The organism is Shinella sp. WSC3-e (assembly GCF_945994535.1).
Lineage (GTDB): Bacteria > Pseudomonadota > Alphaproteobacteria > Rhizobiales > Rhizobiaceae > Shinella > Shinella yambaruensis.
The window spans coordinates 4,366,909-4,391,295 of the sequence record NZ_OZ000530.1; the positions used below are offsets into that span (position 1 = coordinate 4,366,909).

At 65.7% G+C, this 24,387-nt stretch carries 23 protein-coding genes; 12 read left to right on the forward strand and 11 right to left on the reverse strand.

Translation table 11 applies throughout. The annotated features are described in order from the left end of the window. The first annotated feature begins 99 nt into the window (after positions 1-99). The 7 genes from AABF56_RS21390 (at position 100) to AABF56_RS21420 (ending at position 7,699) form a co-directional block, all read left to right on the forward strand. Positions 100-975, forward strand: a complete 876-nt coding sequence (locus AABF56_RS21390) for an SMP-30/gluconolactonase/LRE family protein (protein ID WP_272804287.1) — start codon at positions 100-102, stop codon at positions 973-975. Positions 976-988: 13 nt separating this feature from the next. Then, positions 989-1,606, forward strand: coding sequence for a glutathione S-transferase N-terminal domain-containing protein (locus AABF56_RS21395; RefSeq protein WP_272804288.1), 618 nt, complete (start codon positions 989-991; stop codon positions 1,604-1,606). Beyond that, the gene (locus AABF56_RS21400; RefSeq protein WP_272804289.1) at positions 1,603-2,235 is read left to right on the forward strand and encodes an RraA family protein; all 633 of its coding nucleotides are present in this window, start codon (positions 1,603-1,605) and stop codon (positions 2,233-2,235) included. Before AABF56_RS21395 ends, AABF56_RS21400 begins: the two co-directional genes overlap by 4 nt. 214 nt (positions 2,236-2,449) lie before the next feature. Continuing rightward, entirely contained in the window at positions 2,450-3,196 is a 747-nt protein-coding gene (locus tag AABF56_RS21405; protein WP_272804290.1) for a transporter substrate-binding domain-containing protein, read from the forward strand. 60 nt (positions 3,197-3,256) lie between these two features. After that, the gene (locus AABF56_RS21410) at positions 3,257-4,912 is read left to right on the forward strand and encodes an amino acid ABC transporter permease (protein WP_272804291.1); all 1,656 of its coding nucleotides are present in this window, start codon (positions 3,257-3,259) and stop codon (positions 4,910-4,912) included. 10 nt (positions 4,913-4,922) lie between these two features. Continuing rightward, positions 4,923-5,570, forward strand: coding sequence for an SDR family oxidoreductase (locus tag AABF56_RS21415; protein WP_336314395.1), 648 nt, complete (start codon positions 4,923-4,925; stop codon positions 5,568-5,570). Between the two features lie 107 nt (positions 5,571-5,677). Then, complete coding sequence (locus AABF56_RS21420) at positions 5,678-7,699, forward strand: beta-galactosidase (RefSeq protein ID WP_272804293.1); 2,022 nt, start codon at positions 5,678-5,680, stop codon at positions 7,697-7,699. 166 nt (positions 7,700-7,865) lie between these two features. On the opposite strand, the gene AABF56_RS21425 is transcribed toward AABF56_RS21420, so the two are convergent. After that, on the reverse strand, positions 7,866-9,800 hold the full coding sequence (locus AABF56_RS21425) for a glycosyltransferase family 2 protein (RefSeq protein WP_272804294.1): 1,935 nt from the start codon (positions 9,798-9,800) through the stop codon (positions 7,866-7,868). Positions 9,801-9,857: 57 nt separating this feature from the next. Here AABF56_RS21425 and AABF56_RS21430 point away from each other — a divergent pair, with 57 nt between their 5' ends. Next, entirely contained in the window at positions 9,858-10,739 is an 882-nt protein-coding gene (locus AABF56_RS21430; RefSeq protein WP_432346723.1) for a transporter substrate-binding domain-containing protein, read from the forward strand. Between the two features lie 6 nt (positions 10,740-10,745). Here AABF56_RS21430 and AABF56_RS21435 read toward each other — a convergent pair whose 3' ends face one another. Both AABF56_RS21435 and AABF56_RS21440 read right to left on the reverse strand, forming a co-directional pair. Further along, the gene (locus AABF56_RS21435) at positions 10,746-11,408 is read right to left on the reverse strand and encodes a S24 family peptidase (protein ID WP_272804296.1); all 663 of its coding nucleotides are present in this window, start codon (positions 11,406-11,408) and stop codon (positions 10,746-10,748) included. Between the two features lie 94 nt (positions 11,409-11,502). Further along, positions 11,503-12,408, reverse strand: a complete 906-nt coding sequence (locus tag AABF56_RS21440; RefSeq protein ID WP_272804297.1) for a DMT family transporter — start codon at positions 12,406-12,408, stop codon at positions 11,503-11,505. Positions 12,409-12,596: 188 nt separating this feature from the next. On the opposite strand from AABF56_RS21440, the gene AABF56_RS21445 reads away from it, so the two are divergent. The 4 genes from AABF56_RS21445 (at position 12,597) to AABF56_RS21460 (ending at position 16,590) form a co-directional block, all read left to right on the forward strand. Then, positions 12,597-13,478 (forward strand): DMT family transporter, encoded by an 882-nt coding sequence (locus AABF56_RS21445; protein WP_244767368.1) that lies wholly within the window; start codon positions 12,597-12,599, stop codon positions 13,476-13,478. A gap of 116 nt (positions 13,479-13,594) precedes the next feature. Next, positions 13,595-15,091: a sensor histidine kinase gene (locus AABF56_RS21450; protein ID WP_272804298.1), complete on the forward strand. Its 1,497-nt coding sequence runs from the start codon at positions 13,595-13,597 to the stop codon at positions 15,089-15,091. Next, complete coding sequence (locus AABF56_RS21455; RefSeq protein WP_272804299.1) at positions 15,088-15,534, forward strand: response regulator; 447 nt, start codon at positions 15,088-15,090, stop codon at positions 15,532-15,534. The genes AABF56_RS21450 and AABF56_RS21455 overlap by 4 nt, the downstream gene beginning before the upstream one ends. Beyond that, positions 15,535-16,590 carry a sensor histidine kinase gene (locus tag AABF56_RS21460; RefSeq protein ID WP_272804300.1) on the forward strand — a complete coding sequence of 352 codons (1,056 nt, stop codon included), beginning with the start codon at positions 15,535-15,537 and terminating at the stop codon, positions 16,588-16,590. A gap of 75 nt (positions 16,591-16,665) precedes the next feature. On the opposite strand, the gene AABF56_RS21465 is transcribed toward AABF56_RS21460, so the two are convergent. From AABF56_RS21465 to AABF56_RS21500, 8 genes are all read right to left on the reverse strand, one after another. Continuing rightward, a complete protein-coding gene (locus AABF56_RS21465; RefSeq protein ID WP_272804301.1) occupies positions 16,666-16,842 on the reverse strand; it encodes a hypothetical protein in 177 nt (58 codons plus the stop codon). A gap of 141 nt (positions 16,843-16,983) precedes the next feature. Beyond that, positions 16,984-17,208: a hypothetical protein gene (locus AABF56_RS21470; RefSeq protein WP_244767372.1), complete on the reverse strand. Its 225-nt coding sequence runs from the start codon at positions 17,206-17,208 to the stop codon at positions 16,984-16,986. 185 nt (positions 17,209-17,393) lie between these two features. Then, positions 17,394-17,633, reverse strand: a complete 240-nt coding sequence (rpsU, locus tag AABF56_RS21475) for a 30S ribosomal protein S21 (protein ID WP_244767373.1) — start codon at positions 17,631-17,633, stop codon at positions 17,394-17,396. 149 nt (positions 17,634-17,782) lie between these two features. Continuing rightward, a complete protein-coding gene (locus AABF56_RS21480; protein ID WP_272804302.1) occupies positions 17,783-18,070 on the reverse strand; it encodes a cold-shock protein in 288 nt (95 codons plus the stop codon). A gap of 115 nt (positions 18,071-18,185) precedes the next feature. Then, positions 18,186-18,395, reverse strand: a complete 210-nt coding sequence (locus tag AABF56_RS21485) for a cold-shock protein (RefSeq protein WP_244767375.1) — start codon at positions 18,393-18,395, stop codon at positions 18,186-18,188. A gap of 341 nt (positions 18,396-18,736) precedes the next feature. Further along, positions 18,737-20,947, reverse strand: coding sequence for an FAD-dependent oxidoreductase (locus AABF56_RS21490; RefSeq protein WP_272807392.1), 2,211 nt, complete (start codon positions 20,945-20,947; stop codon positions 18,737-18,739). A 190-nt stretch (positions 20,948-21,137) separates the two neighbouring features. Further along, positions 21,138-22,346 carry an acetyl-CoA C-acetyltransferase gene (locus tag AABF56_RS21495; RefSeq protein ID WP_272804303.1) on the reverse strand — a complete coding sequence of 403 codons (1,209 nt, stop codon included), beginning with the start codon at positions 22,344-22,346 and terminating at the stop codon, positions 21,138-21,140. Positions 22,347-22,533: 187 nt separating this feature from the next. Then, the gene (locus AABF56_RS21500; RefSeq protein ID WP_272804304.1) at positions 22,534-24,330 is read right to left on the reverse strand and encodes an acyl-CoA dehydrogenase C-terminal domain-containing protein; all 1,797 of its coding nucleotides are present in this window, start codon (positions 24,328-24,330) and stop codon (positions 22,534-22,536) included. Positions 24,331-24,387 lie beyond the last annotated feature (57 nt).

Below are 24,387 nucleotides of genomic sequence, written 5' to 3' on the forward strand. Positions count from 1 at the left end.
GCGCTGCGGACGGCGACCGGAGATTTCCTTCCGGCGCACGGATTCCCGCGTCCGAACGGACGCCCCTTGAAACGACATGCAAAGGAGCAGCAGAGAACGATGACGCAAATCGAATGTGTCGTGAAATCCGGCGACCAGGTCGGCGAAGTGCCGGTCTGGTGTGACCGCACCAATCTCCTCTGGTGGATGGACGTCCGCCGTCCGCGGGTCCAGTCCTTCGACCCGGCGACGGGCGAACACAAGGTCTACCTCACCGGCGGCCGCGCGCTCGGCAGCTATGCGCTGCGGGAAAGCGGCGGCATGATCCTGGCGCAGGACGACGGCCTCTATGCCTTCGACCCCGGTGGCGGCGCGCGCGAAAAGATCTTTCATCCCGAGGAGGATCTGCCGGACAACCGCCTGAACGACGGTCGGTGCGACCGCCGCGGCCGCTTCTGGCTCGGCAGCATGAACGACAAGGTCCGCCAGGACGACGGCAACTTCTGGCGCATCGGAACGGACTTCTCCGCCAAGAGATTCTTCGACGGGATCAACATCCCGAACGGCGTCTGCTTCAGCCCCGACGACAAGACGATGTATTTTGCCGATACGCCGAAGCGCATGATGTGGGCCTTCGATTTCGACATTGACGACGGCGTTATCTCGAACCGCCGCGTTTTCGCCGACCTGACGGCCAATCCCGGCCGCCCCGACGGCTCGACGGTGGACGCGGAGGGTTTCATCTGGAACTGCGAGTTCGCCGGCAAGCGCATCGTTCGCTACGCACCGGACGGTACGGTCGACCGCGTCGTCGCGATGCCCGTCACCAACGTCACCTGCGCGGGTTTTGCCGGCCCCGGCCGCGACGTCCTCTACGTCACCACCGCCTGGCAGGGCCTCAGCGAAGAGCAGCGCGCGGCCGAGCCGGATGCCGGCGGGCTTTTCCGTCTCGATGTCGGCGTCAAGGGCCTGCCCGAGCCGCGGTTCCAGGGTTGACAGGAGAAAAGCGATGAAACTTCTCTATGGCGGGCTTTCGCCCTTCGTCCGCAAGGTCATGATCGTGGCGCACGAGAAGGGGTTGGCCGACAGGCTCGAACGCGTGCCCGCGCCGGTAAACCCGCTCCAGCCGCTCGACCTTGCCATCGCGGTCAATCCGCTGGGGAAGATCCCGGCGCTGACGCTCGACGACGGCACCGTCCTCTACGGCGCGACGGTCGTCGCCGAATATCTCGACGCCCTGGACGGCGCCCCCTGCTTCTTCCCGAGCGGCGCGGCGAAATGGGCGGCGCTGCGCCGCAACGCCCTTGGAGACGGTATCCTGGAAGCCGGCCAGCTTGTCCGCATCGAAGGGCTGCGCCCCGAAGAGAGGCGGTGGGACGACTGGAAGAAGGTGCAGCTTCTGAAGGTCATGAACGGACTGGATGCGGCGGAGAAGGAGGCGGCGGATCTCGCCACCGGGACGCTGACGATCGGCGAAGTGGCGCTTGTCTGCGCGCTCGGCTGGTTCGATGTCCGCCTGCCGGATGCGGCCGGCTGGCGCGAGGGCCGGCCGGCCCTTGCCGCCTGGTTCGAAACGGTGTCGAGGAAGGCGTCCGTCGCTGCGACCGCACCCAGGGTGCCGGCATGAAGGCGGCCATCGAGCGGGCGGTCGCCGCTGGCGTCGGCGTCGGGCAGATCAGCGATGCCATGGACGAGCTCGGCCTGCCGCAGAACGCCGGCGGCGGCTACCGCCTGCTCGGTGGTACCGGAGGCACCGTCTTCGGACGGGCCTTCACAGTGAAGCAAGGCATGGCCGAGCCCGGCCAGCCAGGCGTGGTGCGGCAGGGGGAGGCGGCGCTTTCCCTTGCCAGCCCCGGCGACATCCTCGTCATCGACGCCGACGGGAACACGGATATCGCGACCTGGGGCGAGGGGCATTCGTTGCGTGCGCAGGCCAACGGATTGAACGGGATCGTGCTGCACGGCGCGACACGCGATGCCGAAGCCCTGGCGGCGGGCTCCCTTCCCGTGCTGTGCCGCGGCACATCCCCGCTGCGAAGCAAGGGCCGGTTTCATTCGGTGTCGGTCGGCGCGCCCGTAACGGTGGCGGGAGTGCGCATAGCCCCTGGGGATCTGGTTGCCGTCAGTCTTGACGGTCTCGTGTGTGTTCCCAGGGAGTTTGCCGACCGGGTCCTCGCCAAGGCCGAGGCCATCCAGGGCTTCGAAGAGGAACGCGACGCGATTTTGCGCCAGCAGCGTCCCTCGGCACGCCGCTGACCCGTAAATACCGGGAGCAGCCTCATCCGGAGCCCGGAGAATAAAAACGTTTATATTGTGTCTTGAAAACGTTTATATTCGTTGTTACCACTTCCATCAAGGCTGGAGGAGGTCCGCCTGCGGCAGGAAGATGCCGGGGATGGAGCCGTTGCCGGTGAGGGGATTTGTCGAGGGCCTTCCGCATGGGCGGGCACCGACGGTTGAGGAGGAAGAGATGAAAAAATTCGTTGCAGCACTTGCACTTGCCGTCTTCGCGACAGGGGCCGTGCATGCGGCCGATCTCGGCGGCAAGCTTCTGAAGGTCGGCTCCGACACCACGTCGCCGCCGATGGAAAGCGTGGACCCCGCGAGCGGCCAGATCGTCGGCTTCGATGTCGACGTGGTCAATGCCATCTGCGCCAAGATCAACTGCCAGGCCGAATTCGTGACGACCGGCTGGGACGGCATCTTCGCCGCGCTCGACCAGGGCAGTTTCGACCTCGTGGCCTCGGGCGTCTCGATCACCGACGAGCGCAAGAAGGCAATGGATTTCTCCGATCCCTATATCGTCAACAGCCAGGCGGTGCTGACGCGCGCCGAGGACCAGGGCATCACGCTGGAGACATTCAAGGCCGAAGGCCGGAAGCTCTCCGCCCAGGCCAATACGACGGACGCCCAGGTCGCCGAAGGCGTCGTCGGCAAGGAGAACGTCATCGCCTATGACAGCTTCAGCGCCGCCATCATCGCGCTGAAGAACAAGGACGTCGATGGCGTCGTGATCAACGGCGCCAATGCCGCCGCCTATGAACGGGAATTTGCCGGCGAACTCGTCGCCTCCATCAAGGACCTCGAATCCGATCCGCTCGGCCTCGTCTTCCGCAAGGGCGACGAGAATGTCGCAGCTTTCAACGAGGGCCTGCAGGCGATCAAGGATGACGGCACGCTCGACCAGCTCATCGCCAAGTATTGGGGCCTCAAGTAAGAGGTTCTGCCGGAAGCACCGTGCGGGCGCTTCCGGCATGTCGTGATGCCGGAGGCCGAAATGTCGTTCGTCAGAAGCGTGAGGCCCAGCAATCTGGTGATCCTCGCCGCGTTGCCCTTCATCGTCTACCTGTTCGCCGCGTCGGCGGACTACCAGCGTTCCCTGCGCGCCATCCTGGGCGTGGAATTGGGTTCGGGCGCCTTCGTGCCGGGTTTCCTGCTGCTTACGGCCGCCTTTTCCGCCGGTTTTGCGGTGCTCGTCCTGTCGCGCGGCAAGGTGGTGCGGCCGCGCCTCACGATGGCGGTGGGCCTTGCCGGGCTTCTGGCGACAGCCGCCATTCTTGCGGGTGATCTCGTCCATCCCTTCATCGCCTCGGTCGTCGCGAACGGTGTCGATCCCTTCAAGTCCGATCTCGTCGTCAAGGGCGCGACGCCCCGCCAGCTGACGGATGCGGCGGACCTCATGGTGCGCGGCGTGGAGGCCTGGCTCTGGCCGATCTATGCCGTGCTGCTCGTCGCGGGTCTCGGCCTCACCTTCGCCGGCAGCCGCGCGCCGGTTCCGGCGGAAAGCCGCCTGCGCCGGGCAGGCGCCTGGCTGCTCGGCCTCGTCAATGGCGCCGGTCTTGTCTTCGTCTTCCTCTTCGCCCACCTCGCCTTCGCCTCGGGCCTTGCCACGACCATCCGCGCGGCCATCGCCGCCTATATCCTCGCGGCCATGCTCGGTCTCGTCTGGGTGGGGCTCCTGAAGCTGCGCTATACGCGCCGGAGCCTCTATTTCTTCGCGGCGATGACACTCGCCTTTGCCGCGCTCTCCGCCTGGTTCCTGATGCAGCCGCGGGACAACTACGTGCTGGCCGGCACGCTGGAGGGCAAGGTGGGCATCATCACCGGCACCCCGTCGGGCCTCATCGGCGTCGTGCGCTTCGGCCAGTACGAGGGCGGCCCGACCACCGAGACGCCGGTGCGGACCTTCGTCACGCCCGAGCAGGCGATCGAGGCGATCGGTAGAAAAGAGGATGTCAGCGGCGCGTTGTTGCCTGCCGCGGCCGCGCCCGCCGACTGGCCGCGCCTCTGGCAGGTCGAGGCGCTGAACGATCGCGACCGCGCCGCCGGCATCACCTTCGCCGTCATCGCCATCGTGGCAGGCCTCTTGACCTTCGGCGGTTTCCTGCACCGCCGCCATCCGTTGTCCATCGGCTCGGAATTCATCGTCGATACGATCCGCGGCATTCCGATGCTCGTCATCGTGCTCTATGTCGGCCTGCCGCTTTCCGGTGCCTTGAAGGATGCGACGGCTGGCGTCTTCGATCCGCCGAACCTGATCCGCGGCATCGTCGCCATGGCCATCGCCTATTCCGCCTATCTTGCGGAGATCTTCCGCTCGGGCATCAACGCCATCCCGGCCGGGCAGATCGAGGCGGCGGGCAGCCTCGGCCTCAACCGATGGCAGACGGCGCGGCTCGTCATCCTGCCGCAGGCCTTCCGCATCGTCATCCCGCCGCTCGGCAACGAGCTGATCGCCATCCTGAAGGACACTTCGCTGCTGTCGATCCTGTCGATCCGCGACATCACCCAGCGCATGCGGGAGTTCCAGTCGGCGAGCTTCCTGCCGTTCGCGCCCTATAACTCGGCGGCGATCCTCTACATCCTGCTGACGCTGGCGGCGGCAAGCCTCATCAGCCTCATCGAGAAGAAATATGACACCAAGTACCGCTGACACAGGAACGGTGCTTGTCACCGGTGCCGGGCGGGGCCTCGGCCGGGCGCTGGCCGATCTCTATGCGGCAGCCGGCTTCCGCGTCATCGCCTGCACGCGGCAGGGGACAGGCGATGCCCCGCCCCTCGATGTGTCGGACGCGGTCTCGATCGCCGCGCTCGGGGACCATCTGGCGGGCGTGCCGATCGATATCGTCATCAACAATGCCGCGATCCGCGGCGATACCGGCGGCCTTGCCTCGCTGGAAACGCATGGTTTTCTGGAGGTCATGCGCATCAACGCGCTCGCCCCGCTGCTCGTCGCCCGGGCGCTCAGGCCCAATCTCCTCGCCGGCAGGCGCCGGGTGATCGCCAATATCGGCAGCCGTGCCGGCTCGCTTGCGGAAGGCACGATCGACGACGAGGACGGGGATTATGCCTATCGCTGCTCCAAGGCGGCGCTGAACATGGCGACGGTCAAGCTGGCACAGGATTTCCGCTCCGACGGCATCGCCGTCCTCTCGCTGCATCCCGGCTGGGTGAAGACGGATATGGGCGGCACGGAGGCGGCGGTCGAGGTAGCGGAAAGCGCCCTCGGGCTGAAGCGCCTTATCGACGGCGCGACGATGACAGAGACCGGAAGCTTCAGGGCCTATGACGGCCGGCCGGTGCTCTGGTAGCCGCCCGGCCCGGCGGAATTTTGAACGGTGATATAAACGTTTATATTGCAATCTTGACGAAAGCGGACCGGCCCGGCCGGCGCCGCGGAGAATGAAGGACGATACTGGTGCACAAGCCGCTCACCAAACAGAACCGCTTCGACGCTGCCCGGCCGGACGCCGGCATGCTGGAGCTTGGCGTCTGCTACTATCCGGAGCAGTGGCCGCGGGAGAAATGGGACGAGGACGCCCGCCGCATGGTGGAGCTGGGCCTTGCCTGGGTGCGCATCGGCGAGTTCTCCTGGTCTCAGATCGAGCCGCAGGCCGGCGTCTTCCATTGGGAATGGCTGGACGAGGCGATCGAGGTGCTCGGCTGCGCCGGCCTCAAGGTCATCCTCGGCACGCCGACGGCCGCCCCGCCGAAATGGCTGGTCGACCGTTATCCGGATATCCTGCCGGTCGATGCGCGCGGCGTGGTGCGCAAGTTCGGCGCACGCCGGCACTATTGTTTCTCCAGCCGCCGCTACCGGCTGGAGGCGGCCCGCATCACCGAGGCCATGGCGCGCCGCTATGGCGAAAACCCCTTCGTGCATGCCTGGCAGACGGACAACGAATACGGCGACCATGACACGATCCACAGCTATTCCGACGAGGCGAAGCTGGCCTTCCGGCAATGGCTCGCCGCGCGCTACGGCACGGTCGAGGCGATGAACCGCGCCTGGGGCACGACCTTCTGGAGCATGCACTACAACACGTTCGACGAGGTGGACCTGCCGAACAACCTCGTGGAAGAGCCGACGCCGACCCATCTCGTCGATTATTTCCGCTTCTCTTCTGACCAGGTGAAGACTTTCAACAAGGCACAGGTGGACCTCATCCGGCAGCATTCGCCGGGCCGTCCGGTCACGCACAATTTCATGTCGCAGAACACCGACTTCGACCATTACAAGGTCGGCGAGGATATCGATATCGCCTCCTGGGATGTCTATCCAATGGGCGGGCTGATCAACGGCCGCCTCGGCGCGGAGGAGAAGGCGCGGTATCTGCGCGTCGGCGATCCCGACCAGCCTGCCTTCAACCACGACCTCTACCGCGCCGTCGGCCGCGGCCGGGTCTGGGTGATGGAACAGCAGCCGGGCCCGGTCAACTGGGCGGCGCACAACCAGTCGCCGGCCGATGGCATGGTGCGGCTGTGGACCTGGCTCGCCTATGCGCACGGCGTCGACATGGTTTCCTATTTCCGCTGGCGCCAGGCGCCCTTCGCGCAGGAGCAGTTCCACGCTGGCCTGCTGCTGCCGAACAGCGAGGTGGACCAGGGCTATCTCGAGGTGGCGCAGGTTGCCGAGGAGATGGCGCGGCTGCCGAAGGGCGAGGTGCGGGAAAAGGCCGCCGTCGCGATCCTGCTCGATTACGAATCGCGTTTCGCCACCAGCGCCCTGCCGCAGGGGCGCGGCTACGCCGCCTCGGCCATCGCGCTCGACTGGTATTCCGCCGTCGCGCGCCTTGGCGTGGATGTCGATTTCATCGGCCAGCATTCCGATCTCTCCGGCTACAGCCTCGTGCTGGCGCCCGACCTCGTCATCCCGGATGCCGCCTTCCTTGCCCGGCTGAAGGTGTCGAAGGCCAAGGTCCTGTTCGGCCCGCGCAGCGGCAGCAAGACACGCGACATGCACATCCCCGCCGACCTGCCGCCCGGCCCGCTCGCCGATCTCCTCGATTTCCGCGTGACGCGCGTCGAGTCCCTGCCGGACTACCACAGCGAGCCGGTGCTCTACGGCAATGCGAGCCACCCGGTGACCGGCTGGCGGGAGCTCATCCGCACGAACGAGACGGTGCTGGCCACCTTCGAGGGCGAGCATCGTCCCGGCTCCCCGGCGGTCATCGGCAATGATCGCGCGCGCTATGTCGGCACGCTGCCGCGCGGCGAATTCCTGGCGAAGCTGATGGGCGACACGCTCGGCTGGGCCGGCGTCGGGAGCCTGCCCGATCTCGGCGACGTCAGGCTCGCCCGCCGTGGCCGGCTGCGCTTCGCCTTTAACTATGGCAGCACTCCCGCCGCCGTGCCGGCCGGCGCGGAGGCGACCTTCCTCGTCGGCGACCGGCAGCTTGCGCCCGTCGATGTGGCGATCTGGACGGAAAGCGGCCGCTAGGGCAATCCCGGCAAGAGTGCGAAGCGGTCCCGCGTCCGCAATCGCGCCGAAACGCTCCAGGCCGCCGCGTCGGGGCGTCCCCCTCATCCGGTCCCTCCGTCCCTCCCTGGGGAGAAGGACCGGATGAGGGGTTGCTTTGTTGCGTTTGCTGGTAAGAGCGGAAAAATTATCCGGCTCCCGTTTCCGCCTGGGGCTGCACCGGCCGGTGTGTCGTCTTGTTCCAGAAGAAGGGATTGTGGCGCAGCTCCCCCACGGCGCGCCAGGCGGCGACCGACAGCAGCAGCCAGTAGACGGGCGTCATCATCCAGTGCCTTCCCACCGCGGCCTGCTCCCTGTCCGTCATGCCGCCTCGCCCGAGCGCGATGAAAACCGCGTAGCTGCCGAAGATATTGACGATGTCGATGGCAAAGAGGGTGAATTCGAGCGGTCCCACCATGAAGGCGGATTGGGAGAACAGCGACCAGGTGATGAGGCCGAGATAGGCGAGGATCAGCGGATGGGCGAGCGAGGAGAGGATGAGCCCGCCGATCAGCACCTGGAAGACGACGCTCGGCCAGAGGCCCATCTCCGAAACGAGGCGGGAGGGATGGCGCATCAGCACCAGCCAGGTCTGCAGCCAGCCCTTGAACCAGCGCGTGCGCTGGCCGAGCCAGGCGTCACGCCCTACGGGCGCTTCCTCGTAGGTCGGCCGGGTGAGCGTGCCGCAGCGATAGCCGAGCCTGTAGAGCCGGAGCCCGAGATCGGCATCCTCCGTGACATTGTAGGGGTCCCATCCGCCGGCCTGCTGGAGCACGCGCGTGCGAAAATGGTTGGACGTGCCGCCGAGCGGCATGGGCAGGCGCGCGGCGGCAAGATGTGGCAGCAGCACGCGGAAAAGGCCGGCATATTCGAGCGCGAAGAGCGCGCTGAGCCAGCCTTCCCGTGCATTGGTGACGACGAGCGGCGCCTGGAGGCAGGCGATATCCGGCGGGCCGGCCTCGAAGGTCCGCCAGGCCTCTTCCAGCTGCATGGGATCGACCCGGTCTTCCGCGTCGTAGATCACCAGGTAGTCGCCGCGCGCGGCGCCGAGCGCATAGGTGAGCGCCTTCGGCTTGGTGCGCGGCCGGCCGGGCGGCACTTCGACGATCTCGTACTGCCGGCCGAGGCGGGTGAGGGCGAGCGCATCGAGCGTTTCCTGGTCGTCCGCCTCGCAGATCAGCTTGATATCGAGCCGGGCCGCCGGCCATTCGATCCGGTTCAGGGTGTCGATGAGTTGCGGCACGACGGCCGCTTCCCGGTAGAGCGCGACGAAGATGGAATAGGTCGGGCGCGGCCGGGGCGGCGGGGACGGCACCAGCGCCCGGCGCTCCCGTCGCCATTTGGCGATGAGGGCGATCAGGCGGATCAGGAAGCTGCCCAGGAACAGCAGGCTCAGCACGATGTGCAATGCCAGCGCGGCCAGCACGGGGGCGGCGACGGCCAGCACGAGGAGGAGCGTCACGGCGACGCCGGTATAAAAGCCCTGCCGCCCGCGCAGCGTGATGCGGGCGCTCGCCTCCGGCATGGTCGCGTGGAGGTCGTCCACCGTGTCGCGCAGCCGCCGGTGCCGGCCGGCCTGCCAGAGCGCGGCCCTCAGGGCCGAGGGCGTGGTCGCCGCCATCATGGTGCGCAGGCCAGGCGACTGTGCCAGCCGCTCGCCCAGATAGCCGAGCCGCTCGGCACTCGGCACGATCGCCGTCGTCGGCGGACGGGAAGGATGGCGCAGCCGCACCACGGTCGGATCGACAAGCTGGGTATCGGCATCGGGAAGATCCTCGACCTCGGCCGGATCCAGACGGTCGAGGAAGGGGATGTCCAAGAGTTCGGCCAGCGCCTCGTAATAGATGTCTTCCGAGATCGAACCGCTCGCCAAAAGCTCCGTTTCCAGCGACGTGCCGTGCTGGTTGGCACGCACCAGCATGGTCGAGATGAGGGGTTTGGGCAGGCCGAGGCGCCGGAAGAGCCGGGCTTCCGTCATCAGGCGGGACGGCACGGTGTCGTCGCGGGGTGGCGGCAGCTGTGCCGGCAGGATGCCGATTGCGGTAGCGAAACCGATGTCGTCGGGATATTCTGCCAGTCGCATGCAGCCACCGCAGCCGCGCAGGCGGCTGCACCCCTTTTAAACCCCAAGTTGATTGTAATGCGGCACACCGGAAATTCACCTCTTAAAATTTATGGGCTTTTTGCGCTTTGTCTGTTGATGGCGGCGGCCAAGCCCCTGGGCGTCGCGGCGCAGGAGCGCGCGCCGGTCGACCTGCCGATCCTGTTCGACACGCGCGAGCGCATCGGGCGGCCCGATCTGTCGGGCATCGTGCGGCTGCGCTTCCTGACCACGGTGGATTTCCCGCCGTTCAACTTCATCGACCAGACCGGCAAGCTCGCCGGCTTCCATGTCGACCTGGTGCGGGAGATCTGCCGGGAGCTGGCACTCACCGAAAAATGCCAGATCCAGGCTGTGACCTTCCCGGAGCTGGAAAAGGCGCTGGTCGACGGCAATGGCGAGGCGGTCGCCGCGGGCGTCGCCGTCACCGCGGAGCTGCGCAAGCGCTTCCTCTTCTCGCGCCCCTTCATGCGCCTGCCGGCCCGGTTTGCGGTGACGAAGAAGGCGCCGCCCGCCGGCGAGACCGCGGCGGCGCTCGATGGCAAGCGGGTCGGCGTCGTCGCGGCGAGCGCGCATGAGGCGATGCTGAAGGCCTTTTTCCCGCGCGTGCAGGCGGAGGCCTTTCCCGATCGTGCCGCCCTGCTGGCGAGCCTCAAGGACGGCAAGGTGGAGGCGGTTTTCGGCGATGGCATGCAGCTCGCCTTCTGGACGAGCGGTTCGGAATCGGCCGGCTGCTGCCGCCTGTTCGACGGCCCCTACCTGTCGGAGCGGTTCCTCGGCGAGGGGCTGACCATCATGTTCCGCAAGGAGGACGCGACGATCACCGGCGCGATCGACCATGCGCTGCTGGCGCTCTCGCGCAGCGGCCGCCTGCAGGAGATCTATCTGCGCTATTTCCCGGTCAATCTCTACGGCGGCTGATGCGCCCTACTGGCTGGCCCAGATGATGCGGGCGATCCAGTCGACGTCGTCGATGTCGAAATTGCGGTTCGGATGCTCGGGATTGAGCGAGACGAGCTCGATCGTGCGCGGCGTCTGGCGATGCAGCACCTTGGCCATGACCTCGCCCTCGCGGGTCTTGACCACGACCCGGTCGCCGCGGCGCACCTGCGCCCCCGGCTCGACAATCAGCACGTCGCCGTCGCGGTAGAGCGGCAGCATGCTGTCGCCCTGCACCTCCAGCGCATAGACGCCGGGCTTGCGGTCCGGCGAGGCGGGAAACTCCACCACGTCCCAGCCCTGGCCGGCGGGAAAGCCGCCGTCATCGAAGAAGCCGCCGGCACCGGCCTGGGCGAAGCCGAGTAGGGGAATGGCGCCGGTCTGCGGCGGAAAGGCGCCCTGCGGCAGGGCGGCGTCGCGCGCCGGGTCGGCCAGCATGAAGAATTCGTCGATCGAGGCGCCGGTCGCGTCGAGCACCTTGGCGATCGATTCCGTCGATGGCCAGCGCTGGCGGCCGTCCGCGCCCTGCCGCTTCGATTTGTTGAAGGACGTCGGGTCGAGCCCGGCGCGGCGGGCAAGGCCGGACGGCGAGAGCCGGTTGCGCTCGGCAAGGGCGTCGATCGCTGCCCAGATCCGGTCGTGGGAGAACATGCTGAAAAACCCTGCCAAGGCAACGGGCCGGCCAGTGCCGGTCCGACTGGCCGGAAGCATATCCAAGGACGGTTTCCGAGTAAAGAAAAAAGGATTATTTTCCTGTGTGCTTTCCAGGCAGGTTTTCCGCCGCCCGGCGGCGTGCCACCACGCTCTCGCGCCACACGGTGAAGATGCCGGCCCCGACGACGATGGCCGAGCCGAGCACCATGTTGAGGTTCAGCGTTTCGCCGAAGATGCCGACGCCGATGATCGCCGCCAGCACGACCTGGAGATAGGTGAGCGGCTGCACGGCGGCGGCATCAAGCAGGTCGTAGGCGCGGATCAGGAAATAGTGGCTCGACATGCCGGTGATGCAGAGCAGGCCCATCCACAGCCAGTCGCCCGGGGTAAGGTTCGTCCAGAAGAAGGGGCCGACGAGGGAAATCGCCGCCGCGCCGGCCACGCCGATGTAGAAGAAGCTCGTCGAGGCGGTGTCGTCCCGGCTGACGAGGCGGGTCGCGATGACATAGACCGCGAACATGAGCGCGGAAACCAGCGGCAGCAGGACGCCCATGTCGAAGCCTCCGCCGCCCGGGTTGAGAATGATCAGGACGCCGCAGAGCCCGACGCTGATCGCCGTCCAGCGCCGCCAGCCGACCCTTTCGCCGAGCAGGGGCATGGACAGGAGCGCGACGAAGATCGGCCCCGACGCCAGGATCGCCTGCGAATGGGCAAGCCCGACCGTGGTGAAGGCGGTGATGGTGACGACGATCTGGCAGGCGAGGAGCACGCCGCGCAGGATCTGCAGCGCCGGCCGTTTCGTCGCCGCCGCCACCCTCAGTCCGCCCGGGCTGCGCGCGCCCAGCGCCATCGCGAAGGCGCCGAAGGCCCAGAAGCGCAGCATGGCGATGAAAACCGGCGGATAGAGGCTGCCGAGATGTTTCGAGATCGCGTCCTGCAGGCTGAAGATCAGGATGGCAAGCAGGGTGAAGAGGTAGCCGGTGCGTTTGGAGTCCATGGCTCGCGCATATACCTGTGCGGCCCCGCTTGCACGCCGAAACTTGCCGGCGCAGCGGACTTTTCGCGGCAGGATTCACCGCAGTGGGAAAAATTTCCTCCCCCCGTGATTTTCAGCCTCTTTCGCTGCATCGAGCGGCGCGCTATCAAGGCGGAGCGCGGCGTTTCCGCGCCTTCGAGGCCCATTCCGTGCAAAAGACCGTCTCTTCCGGCATTCTGCTGACGTCCTTCGCCTATTTCATGTTCTCCTTGCAGGATGCGACCGTCAAATGGCTCGTCGCGGCCTTGCCGGTCTGGCAGATCCTGTTCGTGCGCAGCTTGACGATCTTCGCACTCTGTCTTGCCTTCGGCGGGCGCCCGCTTCTGCAAAGCGCGCGTCGCTCGCCGGTGCTGAAGCCGCTCTTCCTGCGCAACCTGCTGCTGCTCGCCGCCTGGCTGTCCTACTACACCGCCGCGCGCGATCTCGGCCTTGCCGAGCTGACGACGCTCTACTATGCCTCGCCGGTCGTCATGACGATCCTCTCCGTGCCGATCCTCGGCGAGAAGGTGCCGGGATACCGGTGGTTCGCGGTGGTGATCGGTTTCGTCGGCGTGGTCGTCGCCTGCGGGGTGGCGGCCGAGGGCCTGCGGCTTTCGCTGCCTGTCTATCTCGCCCTGCAGGCTGCCATCTTTTGGGCGATCGCGACGGTGCTCTTGCGCAAGACGGCGTTGCACGAGCGCACGCAGGTGCAGGTGACCATATCGAGCGGCTTCTTCCTCCTCTTCACCGCTGTCGCGCTGCCCTTCGTCTGGCAGCCGGTCGCGCTGCTCGACCTGGCGCTGATGGCGGGAACCGGGGTGATTGCCGGCCTGGGGCAGTTCGCGATGTTCGAGGGCATGCGCCGGGCGCCGGTCTCCGTGCTCGCACCCTTCGAATATTCCTCGCTCGTCTGGGCTTTCGTGCTCGGCTATCTCATCTGGAGCGACGTGCCCGGCTCGAATGTCTTCGTCGGCGCCACGCTGATCTTTTCCGCCGGCATGGTCATCATCGCCAGCGAACGGTTCGCAGGGCGCTTCCGGGCCCGGATTTGACTTCTTAAGTAACGAAACAACCAAAAGAATTCCGTTTTCATCACACTGGTTGGTTGCAAGCGGTCATGACAACGATATTGTCGCCGTCCTGTGGACGGCTTGAACCGGGGGAGTAGATGCCGATTTCGAACGCCGCCTTCGTGCGCTCGACAGTTATCCTGCTGATTGCAGGCATGCTTGCCTTGCTTGGCATCGTCGGCACGTCGCTCTGGCTCGTCAGCAAGGTGCAGGGCTATTTCGCCGGCTTCATCGAGGTGCGCGAGGCGCGCAGTGCCGCCGCCGATCTCCTGTCCATCCTGAAGGATGCCGAAACGGGCCAGCGCGGTTTCATCATAACAGGCGACACCGCATTCCGGGCCCCTTATGACGATGCGCTGCGCGGCGTCGCCGAACAGGAAAAGGTCTTCCTCGAGAAGGCGATGCGCCTTCCCGCATATGCCGAGCGGGCGACGCGGGTCGGCACCCTGGTCGAGCAGAAGCTGGCGGAGCTTGCCGGAACCGTCAGTCTCATGGAGCAGGGCCGCCAGGCGGAGGCTATCGAGGAGGTCAAGACCGATCGCGGCCGCGTCCTCATGGATGAGCTTCGCGTCGAAATCGGCTCCATCATGGACGATGCGGACCGGAGTCTGGAGGAAAGCGTCGTCGATACGCTCCGGTCCGCCAGCGCGCTGCAATGGACGACGGTGATCGGCGCCATCGCCATCATCGGCGTGCTCGGTGGCGCGGCCGCCGTCATTATGCAATATACCCGCGACATCATCGTCGCCCGCCGCGAGGTCGAGACGCTGAACGCCACGCTGGAAAGGCGGGTGGACGAGCGCACCGAGGAGCTGATCCGCGCCAACCAGGAGGTGCAGCGCTTCGCCTATATCGTGACGCACGACCTGCGCGCGCCGCTCGTCAACATCATGGGCTTTACCAGCGAGCTGCAGGCCTCGCTCGCCGCCATCCAGAGCTATGTGCTGGCCGACGGCAAGGCGCCGAGCGAAGGCGACATTCTCGAGGCGCGCCGCGCGGCTTCGGAAGACCTGCCCGAGGCGATCGGCTTCATCCGCTCCTCCACCAAGAAGATGGACGGCCTCATCAATGCCATCCTGAAGATTTCGCGCGACGGGCGGCGGGAGCTCAGGATCGAGCGCGTGGACGTCAAGGCGCTGGTCGAGGCGGGCGCGGCGGCCGTGGGGCATCAGGTCGGCGAATCCGACGGCGAGGTCACCATCGACGACAAGCTGCCGACCGTCATTTCCGACCGGCTGTCGCTGGAGCAGGTCTTCGGCAACCTCTTCGACAACGCCATCAAGTACCGCTCGCCGGACCGGCCGCTGCGCATCTCCGTCACCGCGAAGAATGGCGGGCGCGCCGGCTTCGTCATAGAGTTCACCGACAATGGCCGCGGCATCGCGCCCGAAGATCACGAACGGGTCTTCGAACTGTTCCGCCGCTCGGGCACCCAGGACAAGCCCGGCGAAGGCATCGGCCTTGCGCATGTGCGTTCACTGATGCGCAATCTTGGCGGTGATATCGTCGTCCGATCCGAACTCGGGCAGGGGACGACATTCGTGCTCCGTCTGCCGCCCGACCTCAGCAAAGTAGTCAGGAGTATGCAGGCATGAACGGTCTGGGCAAGGAAGTCACCATCGTCATGATCGAGGACGACGAGGGCCATGCGCGCCTCATCGAGAAGAACATCCGCCGCGCCGGCGTGCACAACGAGGTCGTGCCCTTCACCAATGGCACGGAGGCGCTCGATTTCGTGCTCGGCAAGGACCGGTCGGGCCTTGCCAGCGCCGGCAAGTTCCTGCTGATCCTGCTCGATCTCAACCTGCCGGACATGTCCGGCATCGATATCCTCCAGCGCATCAAGACCAATGTCCACACCAAGCGCCTGCCGGTCGTCATCCTGACGACGACGGACGACGAGCGGGAGATCCAGCGCTGCTACGATCTCGGCGCCAACGTCTACATCACCAAGCCGGTGGAATACGAGAGCTTCGCCCATGCGATCCGCCAGCTCGGCCTGTTCTTCTCCGTGATACAGATTCCCGAGACGCAGTAAATGAAGGAAGGCGCCGCCCGCATCCTCTATATCGACGACGATCCGATTCTGGCGCGGCTCGCCGAGCGCGCGCTCGGCCGTCTCGGCTACGAGGTGCTGCATGCCGAGGACGTGGAGCACGGCCGCGCGCTTTTCGCCGAAGGTGGTTTCGATGCCGTCGTGCTCGACCATTTCCTGCAATCCGGCACCGGACTCTCCTTCCTGAGGGAGTTGGTCGATGCGCCGGGTGCGGTGCCGGTCGTCTATGTGACGGGCTCCAACGACGCCCAGGTCGCCGTCGAGGCGCTGAAGGCGGGCGCGGCCGACTATGTCATCAAGTCGGTCGGCGAGGATTTCATGCCGCTTTTGGCCAATGCGCTCGGCCAGGCGCTGGAAAATGCCGAGCTGAAGCGTGCGAAGCTCAGGGCCGAGCAGGAGATCCGCGCCGCCAAGGAACGGGCAGAGGTGCTGCTGGCCGAGGTGAACCACCGGGTCGGCAATTCGCTGGCGCTCGCCGCCGCCCTCATCCGTCTCCAGATGTCGAGCGCATCCGACGAGGCGGTGAAGGAAGCGCTCTCCGAGACACAGGCCCGCATCACGGCCATCGCCGGCATCCATCGCCGGCTCTATACGTCGGAGGATGTGCGCCATGTCGACATGGGCGCCTATCTCTCGACGCTGCTGTCCGAGCTCGACACGTCGATGAAGGGCCAGGGCCGCAATGTGCGGCTCAACCGCATGCTGGAGCCGTTGCACGTGCCGACCGACAGGGCCGTCTCGCTCGGCGTCATCGTCACGGAGCTCGTCACCAATGCCTTCAAATACGCCTATGGCGAGACCGGCGGCGAGGTGCGGGTCGGCTTCACCCGGCTTGACCCTGAAACCGCGCTGCTCTTCGTCGAGGACGACGGCATCGGCTGGCGCGGCGAGGGCCCGGTGCGCGGTACCGGTCTCGGCTCCAAGATCATCGGCGCCATGGCGTCGAGCCTCGGCGCGAAGCTCGCCTATGCAAGCCGCACCGTCGGCACGCGTGCCGAACTGCTGGTGCGCATGGCCGATGCCGCGCGGCAGGCGTAGCGCGGAACACCGGACGGCAAAAGACCCGGAGGCTGGGCTCCGGGCCTTTCGCTCAAAGGTCTGTGCCGGGGACGCTTACTTGCAGACCTTGATCTTCTTGAAGATGACATTGCCGTAGTAGTCGTAGGCCTTGACCTTCTTGATGAAGCAGTGCGGCTTGTAGCCGTAGCTATAGTAGCCGGCCTGCGAAGGGGCGGCGAAGGAGATGGCGGCAACGGCGGCGATGGCGGCGGAAACGATGATCTTGCGCATAGGGGGGTCTCTCCTGATCTCTGGTTGAGGATGAGCCTCTCTCATCCGGTGATCAGAAGGTCTCACATCCCCCCGCCCCGCGCTGTTCCGCATGGAACAGGAAAAAATGTCCCATCCCCGGAGCCGATATGCGCATCCGGTTCAGGTGGCTGCGGGCGCTGTACGCTTGCGGGATTTGCGGGGCGGCTTGGGCTCCGCCTCGACCGGCTCCTGTTGCAGGCGCAGGGCGCGCAGCCGGGCGGTCTTCTTGTCCCGCGCGGTCGCTTCGGCGGCGATGATGGTGCGCGCCGTCTGGTCGGTCGCCGCCGCCTTGTCCTGCGCGGAAAGCTTGACGGGATTGAAGAATTTTTCCTTGGTTGCGGTCATGACCTCTCCTTTCTGGATCGTCAGGGCAGTTCCGGCAAAGGGCGAAGCGGTTTGCGTTCACGATTGCGTAGAAGCAACTGCTCTAGAACATTTCCGGTGAACTCCGGTTCACCGAAAATGTTCTGGATTCTTGTTTTTGCCGCATTATCCGACGCCGAAGCGACTTCGCTTCAGCTGGAAATGCTCTAGCGGGCCGGACGCACCGCGCGCTTGGGCGCGGGCAGCAGACCTTCGCGCTGCAATTTCTTGCGGGCGAGCTTGCGCTGGCGGCGCACGGCTTCGGCCTTCTCGCGGACCCGCTTCTCGGACGGCTTCTCGTAGGCGCTGCGCGCTTTCATTTCGCGAAAGAGACCTTCGCGCTGCATCTTCTTCTTCAGTACGCGAAGCGCCTGGTCGACATTGTTGTCTCTGACGAGAACCTGCACGATATGTCCTTTCTCTCGCGGCTTGCGCCGCACTGGGGGGTGGACGATGTCGCCACAGCGTCATCGACCTGCGCGGGATGGTTTCAAGGCACCGCGCCCGCGCAACGCGTTTGGCCCGTGGTCGCAAAGCGGCCGCAGGCTCCGCGGCGTCATTTTCCGATGCGGATGCTCGACGGCTTCAGCCAGGGGCCGCCCTTGCCGGCAACCGTCGTCCCCGCCTTGCGCGTCGCGGGCGCGGCGGTCTCGTCGGCATCGATGTCGCTATGGACGACGCGCCGCTCGAAATTCTCGTTGTCGAGCCGCACGCGATACTGGGCTTCGCCATGGTCGGCCGGCAGGACGCCGACGATCCGGCACGTCCGCGCGCCCGTTGCCGTGCGGGACAGGCCGGCCTTCAGAACGACATGGTCGCCGACGGCATGGGTTTTCCGGCTCATGACCTTCTCCTTCGGGGCTATGGAAACAAAAAGGCCGGGCGTGACCCCGACCTCTTCCCGTCATTCGAACGCTCCGCCGCCAGTACATCCGTGGTCGGCGGGCAGAATGACAATCTTATGCGGCGCGAAGGTTGTCGGCCGAATTCTTGCCGGACTTGCGGTCGCGGACAATTTCGTAGCTGACCTTCTGGCCCTCGGCGAGCGAGCCGAGGCCCGAACGCTCGACAGCCGAGATGTGGACGAACACATCCGTCGCGCCGTCGTCAGGCTGAATGAAGCCGAAGCCCTTGGTGCTGTTGAACCACTTTACGGTACCTGAATTCATAACGATATCCTTTCCATCGCTAGTGTAACCGGACGATACATTGTCCGTTTTGATCGATCTTGAAAGGAAATCTGACAGAGCTGGTTAGCTCGAAGACAAAGGTCGCAAGCAGTTTTCGATATGTTCTATATAAAGTTTATTTCGGAAAGTGCAATGGTCGGTGGGAATTTTTCTGGAATCAGATCGGAGAAAAGGCCAAAAAGCGCAATGATTTCCTGATTTTTCTCGAAATTAATTTACGGGTCGAGCCGTTTTATTTTTCGTGGATCGGGAGATGGAATTGACGGTGCCAAACGAGGAAAGGGCGGCCCAGGCCACCCTTTCTTGTCCGTGAGGCTCGTTCAGGCCGCCTTCTTGGCCTCCGGTGCGAAGCGGCTGTAGAAGGTCTCGCCCTTGGCGGCCATGTCCTTCAGCAGCGGCGTCGGCTGGAAGTGGCTGCCATACTTGGCGGCGAGTTTTTCGCACAGCGCCACGAAGGCCTTCACCCCCATCCCGTCGATATAGGACAGCGTGCCGCCGGTATAGGGCGCAAAGCCGAAGCCGAGGATGGAGCCGACATCGGCCTCGCGCGGATCGGTGACGATGCCCTCCTCCATGGTGCGCGCGGCCTCCAGCGCGATGGTGACGAGCAGGCGCTCCTTCAGCACCGTCACATCGACATCCTCGGGCTTCTGCTGCGGGTAGAGGTCCTTCAGCCCGGGCCAAAGCTTCTTCTTGGCCGGCTTCGGCGGATAGTCGTAGAAACCCTTGCCGGCCTTGCGGCCAAGGCGGCCTTCGCCTTCCACCAGCTTCGTCACCAGGTCCATATGGCGCGGATCGACCGATTGCGGCCCCAGATCGGCGATGGAGGCCTTGAAGATCTTGTAGGAGAGATCGACGGCGACCTCGTCGTTGAGCGACAGCGGCCCGACCGGCATGCCGGCCATCTTGGCGGCGTTCTCGATCATCGCCGCCGGCACGCCTTCGATCAGCATGTCATAGGCCTCGGCCATGTAGCGGAAGACGCAGCGGTTGACGTAGAAGCCGCGCGTGTCGTTGACGACGATCGGCGTCTTCTTGATGGCCGCGACGTAATCGAGCGCGGTGGCAAGCGCCCGGTCGCCCGTCTCCTTGCCGAGGATGACCTCCACCAGCATCATCTTGTCGACCGGGGAGAAGAAGTGGATGCCGATGAACTGCTCCGGGCGCCTGGAATTCTTCGCAAGCCCGGTGATCGGCAGGGTCGAGGTGTTGGAGGCGAAGATCGCGTCCTCGCGCAGCACCGCCTCGATCTTCTCGGTCACGTCCTTCTTGACATTGCGGTCCTCGAAGACGGCCTCGATCACGAGGTCCGCATCGGCAAGCGCGGCATAGTCTGGTGTCGGCGTGATGAGGGAGAGCAGCGTCTCGCCGTCCTCCTTCGTCATGCGGCCCTTGCCGATCGCGCCGGTGACGAGCCCCTGCGAGACAGCCTTGCCCTTGTCGGCGGCCTCCTGGTCGCGGTCGATCAGCACGACCGGAATGCCGGCGGCGGCCGTCACATAGGCGATGGAGGCGCCCATGAAGCCGGCACCGACGACGGCGACCTTCTTCAACTCCGCCTTCGGCTGGCCGGCCGGCCGGCGGGCGCCCTTGCCGAGCTCCTGCATGGAGATGAACAGCGACCGGATCATGGAGAAGGCTTCGGTCGTCTGGAGGATGTGGGTGAAATAGCGCTGCTCGATCCTCAGCCCCGTCTCGAAGGGCACCTGCAGGCCTTCATAGACGCATTTGAGGATGGCGAGCGCACCCGGATAGTTGCCGGCGGTCTCGCGGCGCAGGATGGCGGGCGCGGCGGGCCAGAGCTGCGCCGCGGCCGGCGTCCAGATGCCGCCGCCGGGAGCCTTGAAGCCTTTTTCATCCCAGGGCTGGACGGGCTTCAGGCCGTCCTTGATCATCTGCCTGGCGGCGGGGATGAGCTGGTCGGGCTCCACGACCTGATGCACGAGGTTCATCGCCTTGGCGCGCGCCGCGGTCAGCGAGGAGCCGGTGGTCATCATCTGCAGCGCATCCTGCGCATTGGCGAGGCGCGGCACGCGCTGGGTGCCGCCGGCGCCCGGGAAGATGCCGACCTTCACCTCGGGCAGCGCGATCTTGACCGACTTGGCATTCGAGGCGACGCGGCCGTGGCAGGCGAGCGACATTTCGAAGGCCCCGCCCATGCAGGTGCCGTTGATGGCGGCGACCCAGGGCTTGCCCGAGGTTTCCAGCTTGCGGAACAGCCAGGTCATGCGCCCGGTGGCTTCGAACAGCTTTTCGACGGCGGTGGCCGGATCCTTCGCCTGAGCCTCCTTCAGGAGGTCGAAGCTCGCCTGGATCATCGAAAGATCGGCGCCGCCGGAGAAGGAGGATTTGCCCGAGGTGATGACGACGCCCTTGATCGCGCCATCCGCCGCGACCTGGTCGATGATCCTGTCGAGCTCGTCCATCACTTCGATGGTGAAGACGTTCATCGACTTTTCCGGCATGTCCCAGGTGACCAGCGCAATGCCGTCGGCGTCGGTCTCGATGGTGAAATTCTTGTAGCTCATGATGGGATTCCTCTTCCCTGAAATCTCTCTGGCGAGGCGGCTATCGCCCCTCATCCGCCTGCCGGCACCTTCTCCCCGTGAACGGGAAGAAGGGACTTGCCGCGCCGTCGCCGGTCCCCCTCGCCCCGCTTGCGGGGAGTGGGCGCGCCGAGCGCAGCGGAGGCGGGGTGAAGGGCTTTCATGCGCACGCCCTCTAGACCCGTTCGATGATCGTCGCCGTGCCCATGCCGGCGCCGATGCAGAGCGTGACGAGGGCGGTGTTGAGGTCGCGGCGCTCCAGCTCGTCGAGCACCGTGCCGAGGATCATCGCGCCGGTGGCGCCGAGCGGATGGCCCATGGCGATGGCCCCGCCGTTGACGTTGATCTTGTCGTGCGGGATGTCGAAGGCCTGCATATAACGCAGCACCACGGCGGCGAAGGCTTCGTTCAGCTCGAAGAGATCGATGTCGGAAAGCTGCATGCCGGTGCGGGCGAGCAGCTTCTCCGTGACGTCGACGGGGCCGGTCAGCATGAGCGCCGGATCGGAGCCGATATTGGCGAAGGCCTTTATGCGCCCGCGCGCCTTCCTGCCGAGGATCGCGCCGCCTTCCTTCGAGCCGAGCAGGACGGCGGCGGCGCCGTCGACGATGCCGGAGGAGTTGCCGGCATGGTGCACGTAGTTTATGCCCTCGATTTCCGGATGGGCCTGGATGGCGACGGCTTCGAAGCCGCCCATCTCGCCGGGCATCTGGAAGGACGGCTGGAGCTGCGCGAGCGCCTGCATGTCCGTGCCGGGGCGCATGTGCTCGTCATGGGCGAGGATGGTGAGACCGTTGATATCCTTCACCGGCACGACGGAATTCTTGAAATAGCCGTTCTGCCAGGCCTGCGCCGCGCGCTTCTGGCTCTCGACGGCATAGGCGTCGACGTCGTCGCGGGAAAAGCCGTACTTGGTGGCGATGAGATCGGCCGAGACGCCCTGCGGCATGAAATAGGCCGGGAAGTTGACGGAGGGATCCATGAACCAGGAGCCGCCCGACATGCCGAGGCCGACGCGCGACATGCTCTCGACGCCGCCGGCGATGACGATGTCGTCCGCCCCTTGCGCGATCTTCGCCGCGCCGAAATTCACGGCGTCGAGGCCGGAGGCGCAGAAGCGCGAGATCTGCATGCCTGGCGCGCGGGTCGAATAGCCCGCCTCGAAGGCGGCGGCCTTCGGGATCACCGAGCCGGCATCCATGACCGGATCGACGCAGCCCATGACGATGTCGTCGACCTTGGCGGTGTCGAGCCCGTTGCGGTCGCGCACCGCCTCCAGCACCTTGGCGGCAAGGCGCACGGACGGCACTTCGTGCAGCGAGCCGTCCTTCTTGCCGCGCCCGCGCGGGGTGCGCACATGATCGTAGATGAAGACGTCGGTCATTGGTCTCTTCTCCCTGGCGGCGCGGTGGCGCCCTGTCGTTCGAAACTGTCGCGGGGATTTGCGCTGACGGCAACCCCCTCTCGCCTGCCGGCCATCCTCTCCCTCGCACGGGGAAGAAGAATCGCAGGGCCGTTTTCCGTTCCATGCCGGTACGGCGGTGAAGCCCGCTCCTTTGCGGGAAGGCTTGTCAGAACGCCTCGGCCGGAAGCTCCATCATCGTGTCGGCGCCGGCCTCGATGCGGGCCTTGCGCAGCGCGGTTTCCGGCATCAGGCGCTCCATGAAGAATTTCGCGGTGACCAGCTTGTTCTTCAAGAAGTCCTCGCGCTTGCCCGCGCCGGCCGCAAGGCCGTCCTCGGCGGCCTTGGCGATCTTCGCCCACATGTAGCCGATGACGACGAGGCCGAAGAGGTGCATGTAGTCGGTCGAGCCGGCGCCGGCATTGTCGGGCTTGGCCATGGCGTTCTGCATGAACCACATGGTGGACGCCTGGAGGTCGTTCAAGCCCTTCTTCAGGTGCTTGGTGAAATAGGCGAGCTTCTCGTCTCCCCGGTTCTCCTCGCAGAAATCGCCGATCTCCTTGAAAAGGGCCATGACGGCGCGCCCGCCGTTCAGCCCGAGCTTGCGGCCGACGAGGTCGAGCGCCTGGATGCCGTTGGCGCCCTCGTAGATCATGGCGATGCGCGCATCGCGCACATACTGGCTCATGCCGTGCTCTTCGATATAGCCGTGGCCGCCGAAGACCTGCTGGGCCATGACGGCGTGGTCGAAACCCTTGTCGGTCAGCACGCCCTTGAGGATCGGCGTCATCAGGCCGAGGATGTCGTCGGCGGCCTGGCGTTCCTTCTCGTCGGCAGCGCGGTGGGCGATGTCGGATTTCAGCGCCGTCCAGAGCGTGAAGGCGCGGCCGCCCTCGGTCCAGGCCTTGATGGTCATCAGGGCGCGGCGGATGTCGGGGTGGACGATCAGCGGATCGGCCTTGCCGGCGGGGTTCTTCGCGCCGGAGAGCGAGCGGCCCTGCAGGCGCTCGCGGGCATAGTCGGCGGCGTTCTGGTAGGCGATTTCGGCGATCGACAGGCCCTGGAGGCCGACGCCGAGACGGGCCTCGTTCATCATCACGAACATGGCGTTGAGGCCCTTGTTCTCCGCCCCGATGAGGTAGCCGGTCGCCTCGTCATAGTTCATGACGCAGGTGGCGTTGCCATGGATACCCATCTTGTGCTCGATGGCACCGCAGGAAACCGTGTTGCGCGCGCCCGGCGTGCCGTCTTCCTTGAGCAGGAATTTCGGCACGATGAAGAGCGAGATGCCCTTGGTGCCTTCCGGCGCGCCTTCGATGCGGGCGAGCACCAGGTGCACGATGTTCTCCGACATGTCGTGCTCGCCGGCGGAGATGAAGATCTTCTGGCCGGAAATCCTGTAGGAGCCGTCGGCCTGCGGCACGGCCTTGGTGCGCAGGAGCCCGAGATCGGTGCCGCAATGGGGCTCCGTCAGGTTCATGGTGCCGGTCCAGACGCCTTCCACCATCTTCGGAAGATACGCGGCCTTCTGCTCCTCGGAGCCGTGCACGAGGATCGCGGCGATCGCGCCCTGCGTCAGGCCCGGATACATGGTGAGCGCCATGTTGGCCGAGGACATGTACTCGCCGACGGCGGTGTGCAGCACGTAGGGAAGGCCCTGGCCGCCGAATTCCTCGGGCACCGCAAGACCGATCCAGCCGCCCTGGCGATAGAGATCATAGGCCTGCTTGAAGCCCTTCGGCACCGTGACCGTCGCATCGTCATGGCGCTTGCAGCCTTCCTGGTCGCCGGAAAGGTTGACCGGGAACAGCACCTCTTCCGCCACCTTCGCGGCCTCGCTGGCAATCGCTTCCAGCATGTCGCCCGTCGCGTCGGCGAAGCCGGGCAGGTTGTTGTACCGCTCCAGCGCCAGAACGTCGTTCAGGATGAAAAGCGTGTCATTCACGGGGGCCTTGTAGGTCGGCATGCTGGGATTCCTCACCTGTCCTGCGGACATGCGTCCGCTCCTTGGCAAGGGATACTA

What these genes read in the sequence shown, in the direction of transcription:
- AABF56_RS21405 (WP_272804290.1), top strand. Translation starts at nt 2,450, where the DNA reads ATGAAAAAATTCGTTGCAGCACTTGCACTTGCCGTCTTCGCGACAGGG.
- AABF56_RS21470 (WP_244767372.1), bottom strand. Translation starts at nt 17,208, where the DNA reads ATGACCGCAACCAAGGAAAAATTCTTCAATCCCGTCAAGCTTTCCGCG.
- AABF56_RS21455 (WP_272804299.1), top strand. Translation starts at nt 15,088, where the DNA reads ATGAACGGTCTGGGCAAGGAAGTCACCATCGTCATGATCGAGGACGAC.
- AABF56_RS21390 (WP_272804287.1), top strand. Translation starts at nt 100, where the DNA reads ATGACGCAAATCGAATGTGTCGTGAAATCCGGCGACCAGGTCGGCGAA.
- AABF56_RS21435 (WP_272804296.1), bottom strand. Translation starts at nt 11,408, where the DNA reads ATGTTCTCCCACGACCGGATCTGGGCAGCGATCGACGCCCTTGCCGAG.
- AABF56_RS21500 (WP_272804304.1), bottom strand. Translation starts at nt 24,330, where the DNA reads ATGCCGACCTACAAGGCCCCCGTGAATGACACGCTTTTCATCCTGAAC.
- AABF56_RS21465 (WP_272804301.1), bottom strand. Translation starts at nt 16,842, where the DNA reads ATGCGCAAGATCATCGTTTCCGCCGCCATCGCCGCCGTTGCCGCCATC.
- AABF56_RS21440 (WP_272804297.1), bottom strand. Translation starts at nt 12,408, where the DNA reads ATGGACTCCAAACGCACCGGCTACCTCTTCACCCTGCTTGCCATCCTG.
- AABF56_RS21450 (WP_272804298.1), top strand. Translation starts at nt 13,595, where the DNA reads ATGCCGATTTCGAACGCCGCCTTCGTGCGCTCGACAGTTATCCTGCTG.
- AABF56_RS21485 (WP_244767375.1), bottom strand. Translation starts at nt 18,395, where the DNA reads ATGAATTCAGGTACCGTAAAGTGGTTCAACAGCACCAAGGGCTTCGGC.
- AABF56_RS21425 (WP_272804294.1), bottom strand. Translation starts at nt 9,800, where the DNA reads ATGCGACTGGCAGAATATCCCGACGACATCGGTTTCGCTACCGCAATC.
- AABF56_RS21395 (WP_272804288.1), top strand. Translation starts at nt 989, where the DNA reads ATGAAACTTCTCTATGGCGGGCTTTCGCCCTTCGTCCGCAAGGTCATG.
- AABF56_RS21460 (WP_272804300.1), top strand. Translation starts at nt 15,535, where the DNA reads ATGAAGGAAGGCGCCGCCCGCATCCTCTATATCGACGACGATCCGATT.
- AABF56_RS21430 (WP_432346723.1), top strand. Translation starts at nt 9,858, where the DNA reads ATGCGGCACACCGGAAATTCACCTCTTAAAATTTATGGGCTTTTTGCG.
- AABF56_RS21480 (WP_272804302.1), bottom strand. Translation starts at nt 18,070, where the DNA reads ATGAGCCGGAAAACCCATGCCGTCGGCGACCATGTCGTTCTGAAGGCC.
- AABF56_RS21410 (WP_272804291.1), top strand. Translation starts at nt 3,257, where the DNA reads ATGTCGTTCGTCAGAAGCGTGAGGCCCAGCAATCTGGTGATCCTCGCC.
- AABF56_RS21495 (WP_272804303.1), bottom strand. Translation starts at nt 22,346, where the DNA reads ATGACCGACGTCTTCATCTACGATCATGTGCGCACCCCGCGCGGGCGC.
- AABF56_RS21400 (WP_272804289.1), top strand. Translation starts at nt 1,603, where the DNA reads ATGAAGGCGGCCATCGAGCGGGCGGTCGCCGCTGGCGTCGGCGTCGGG.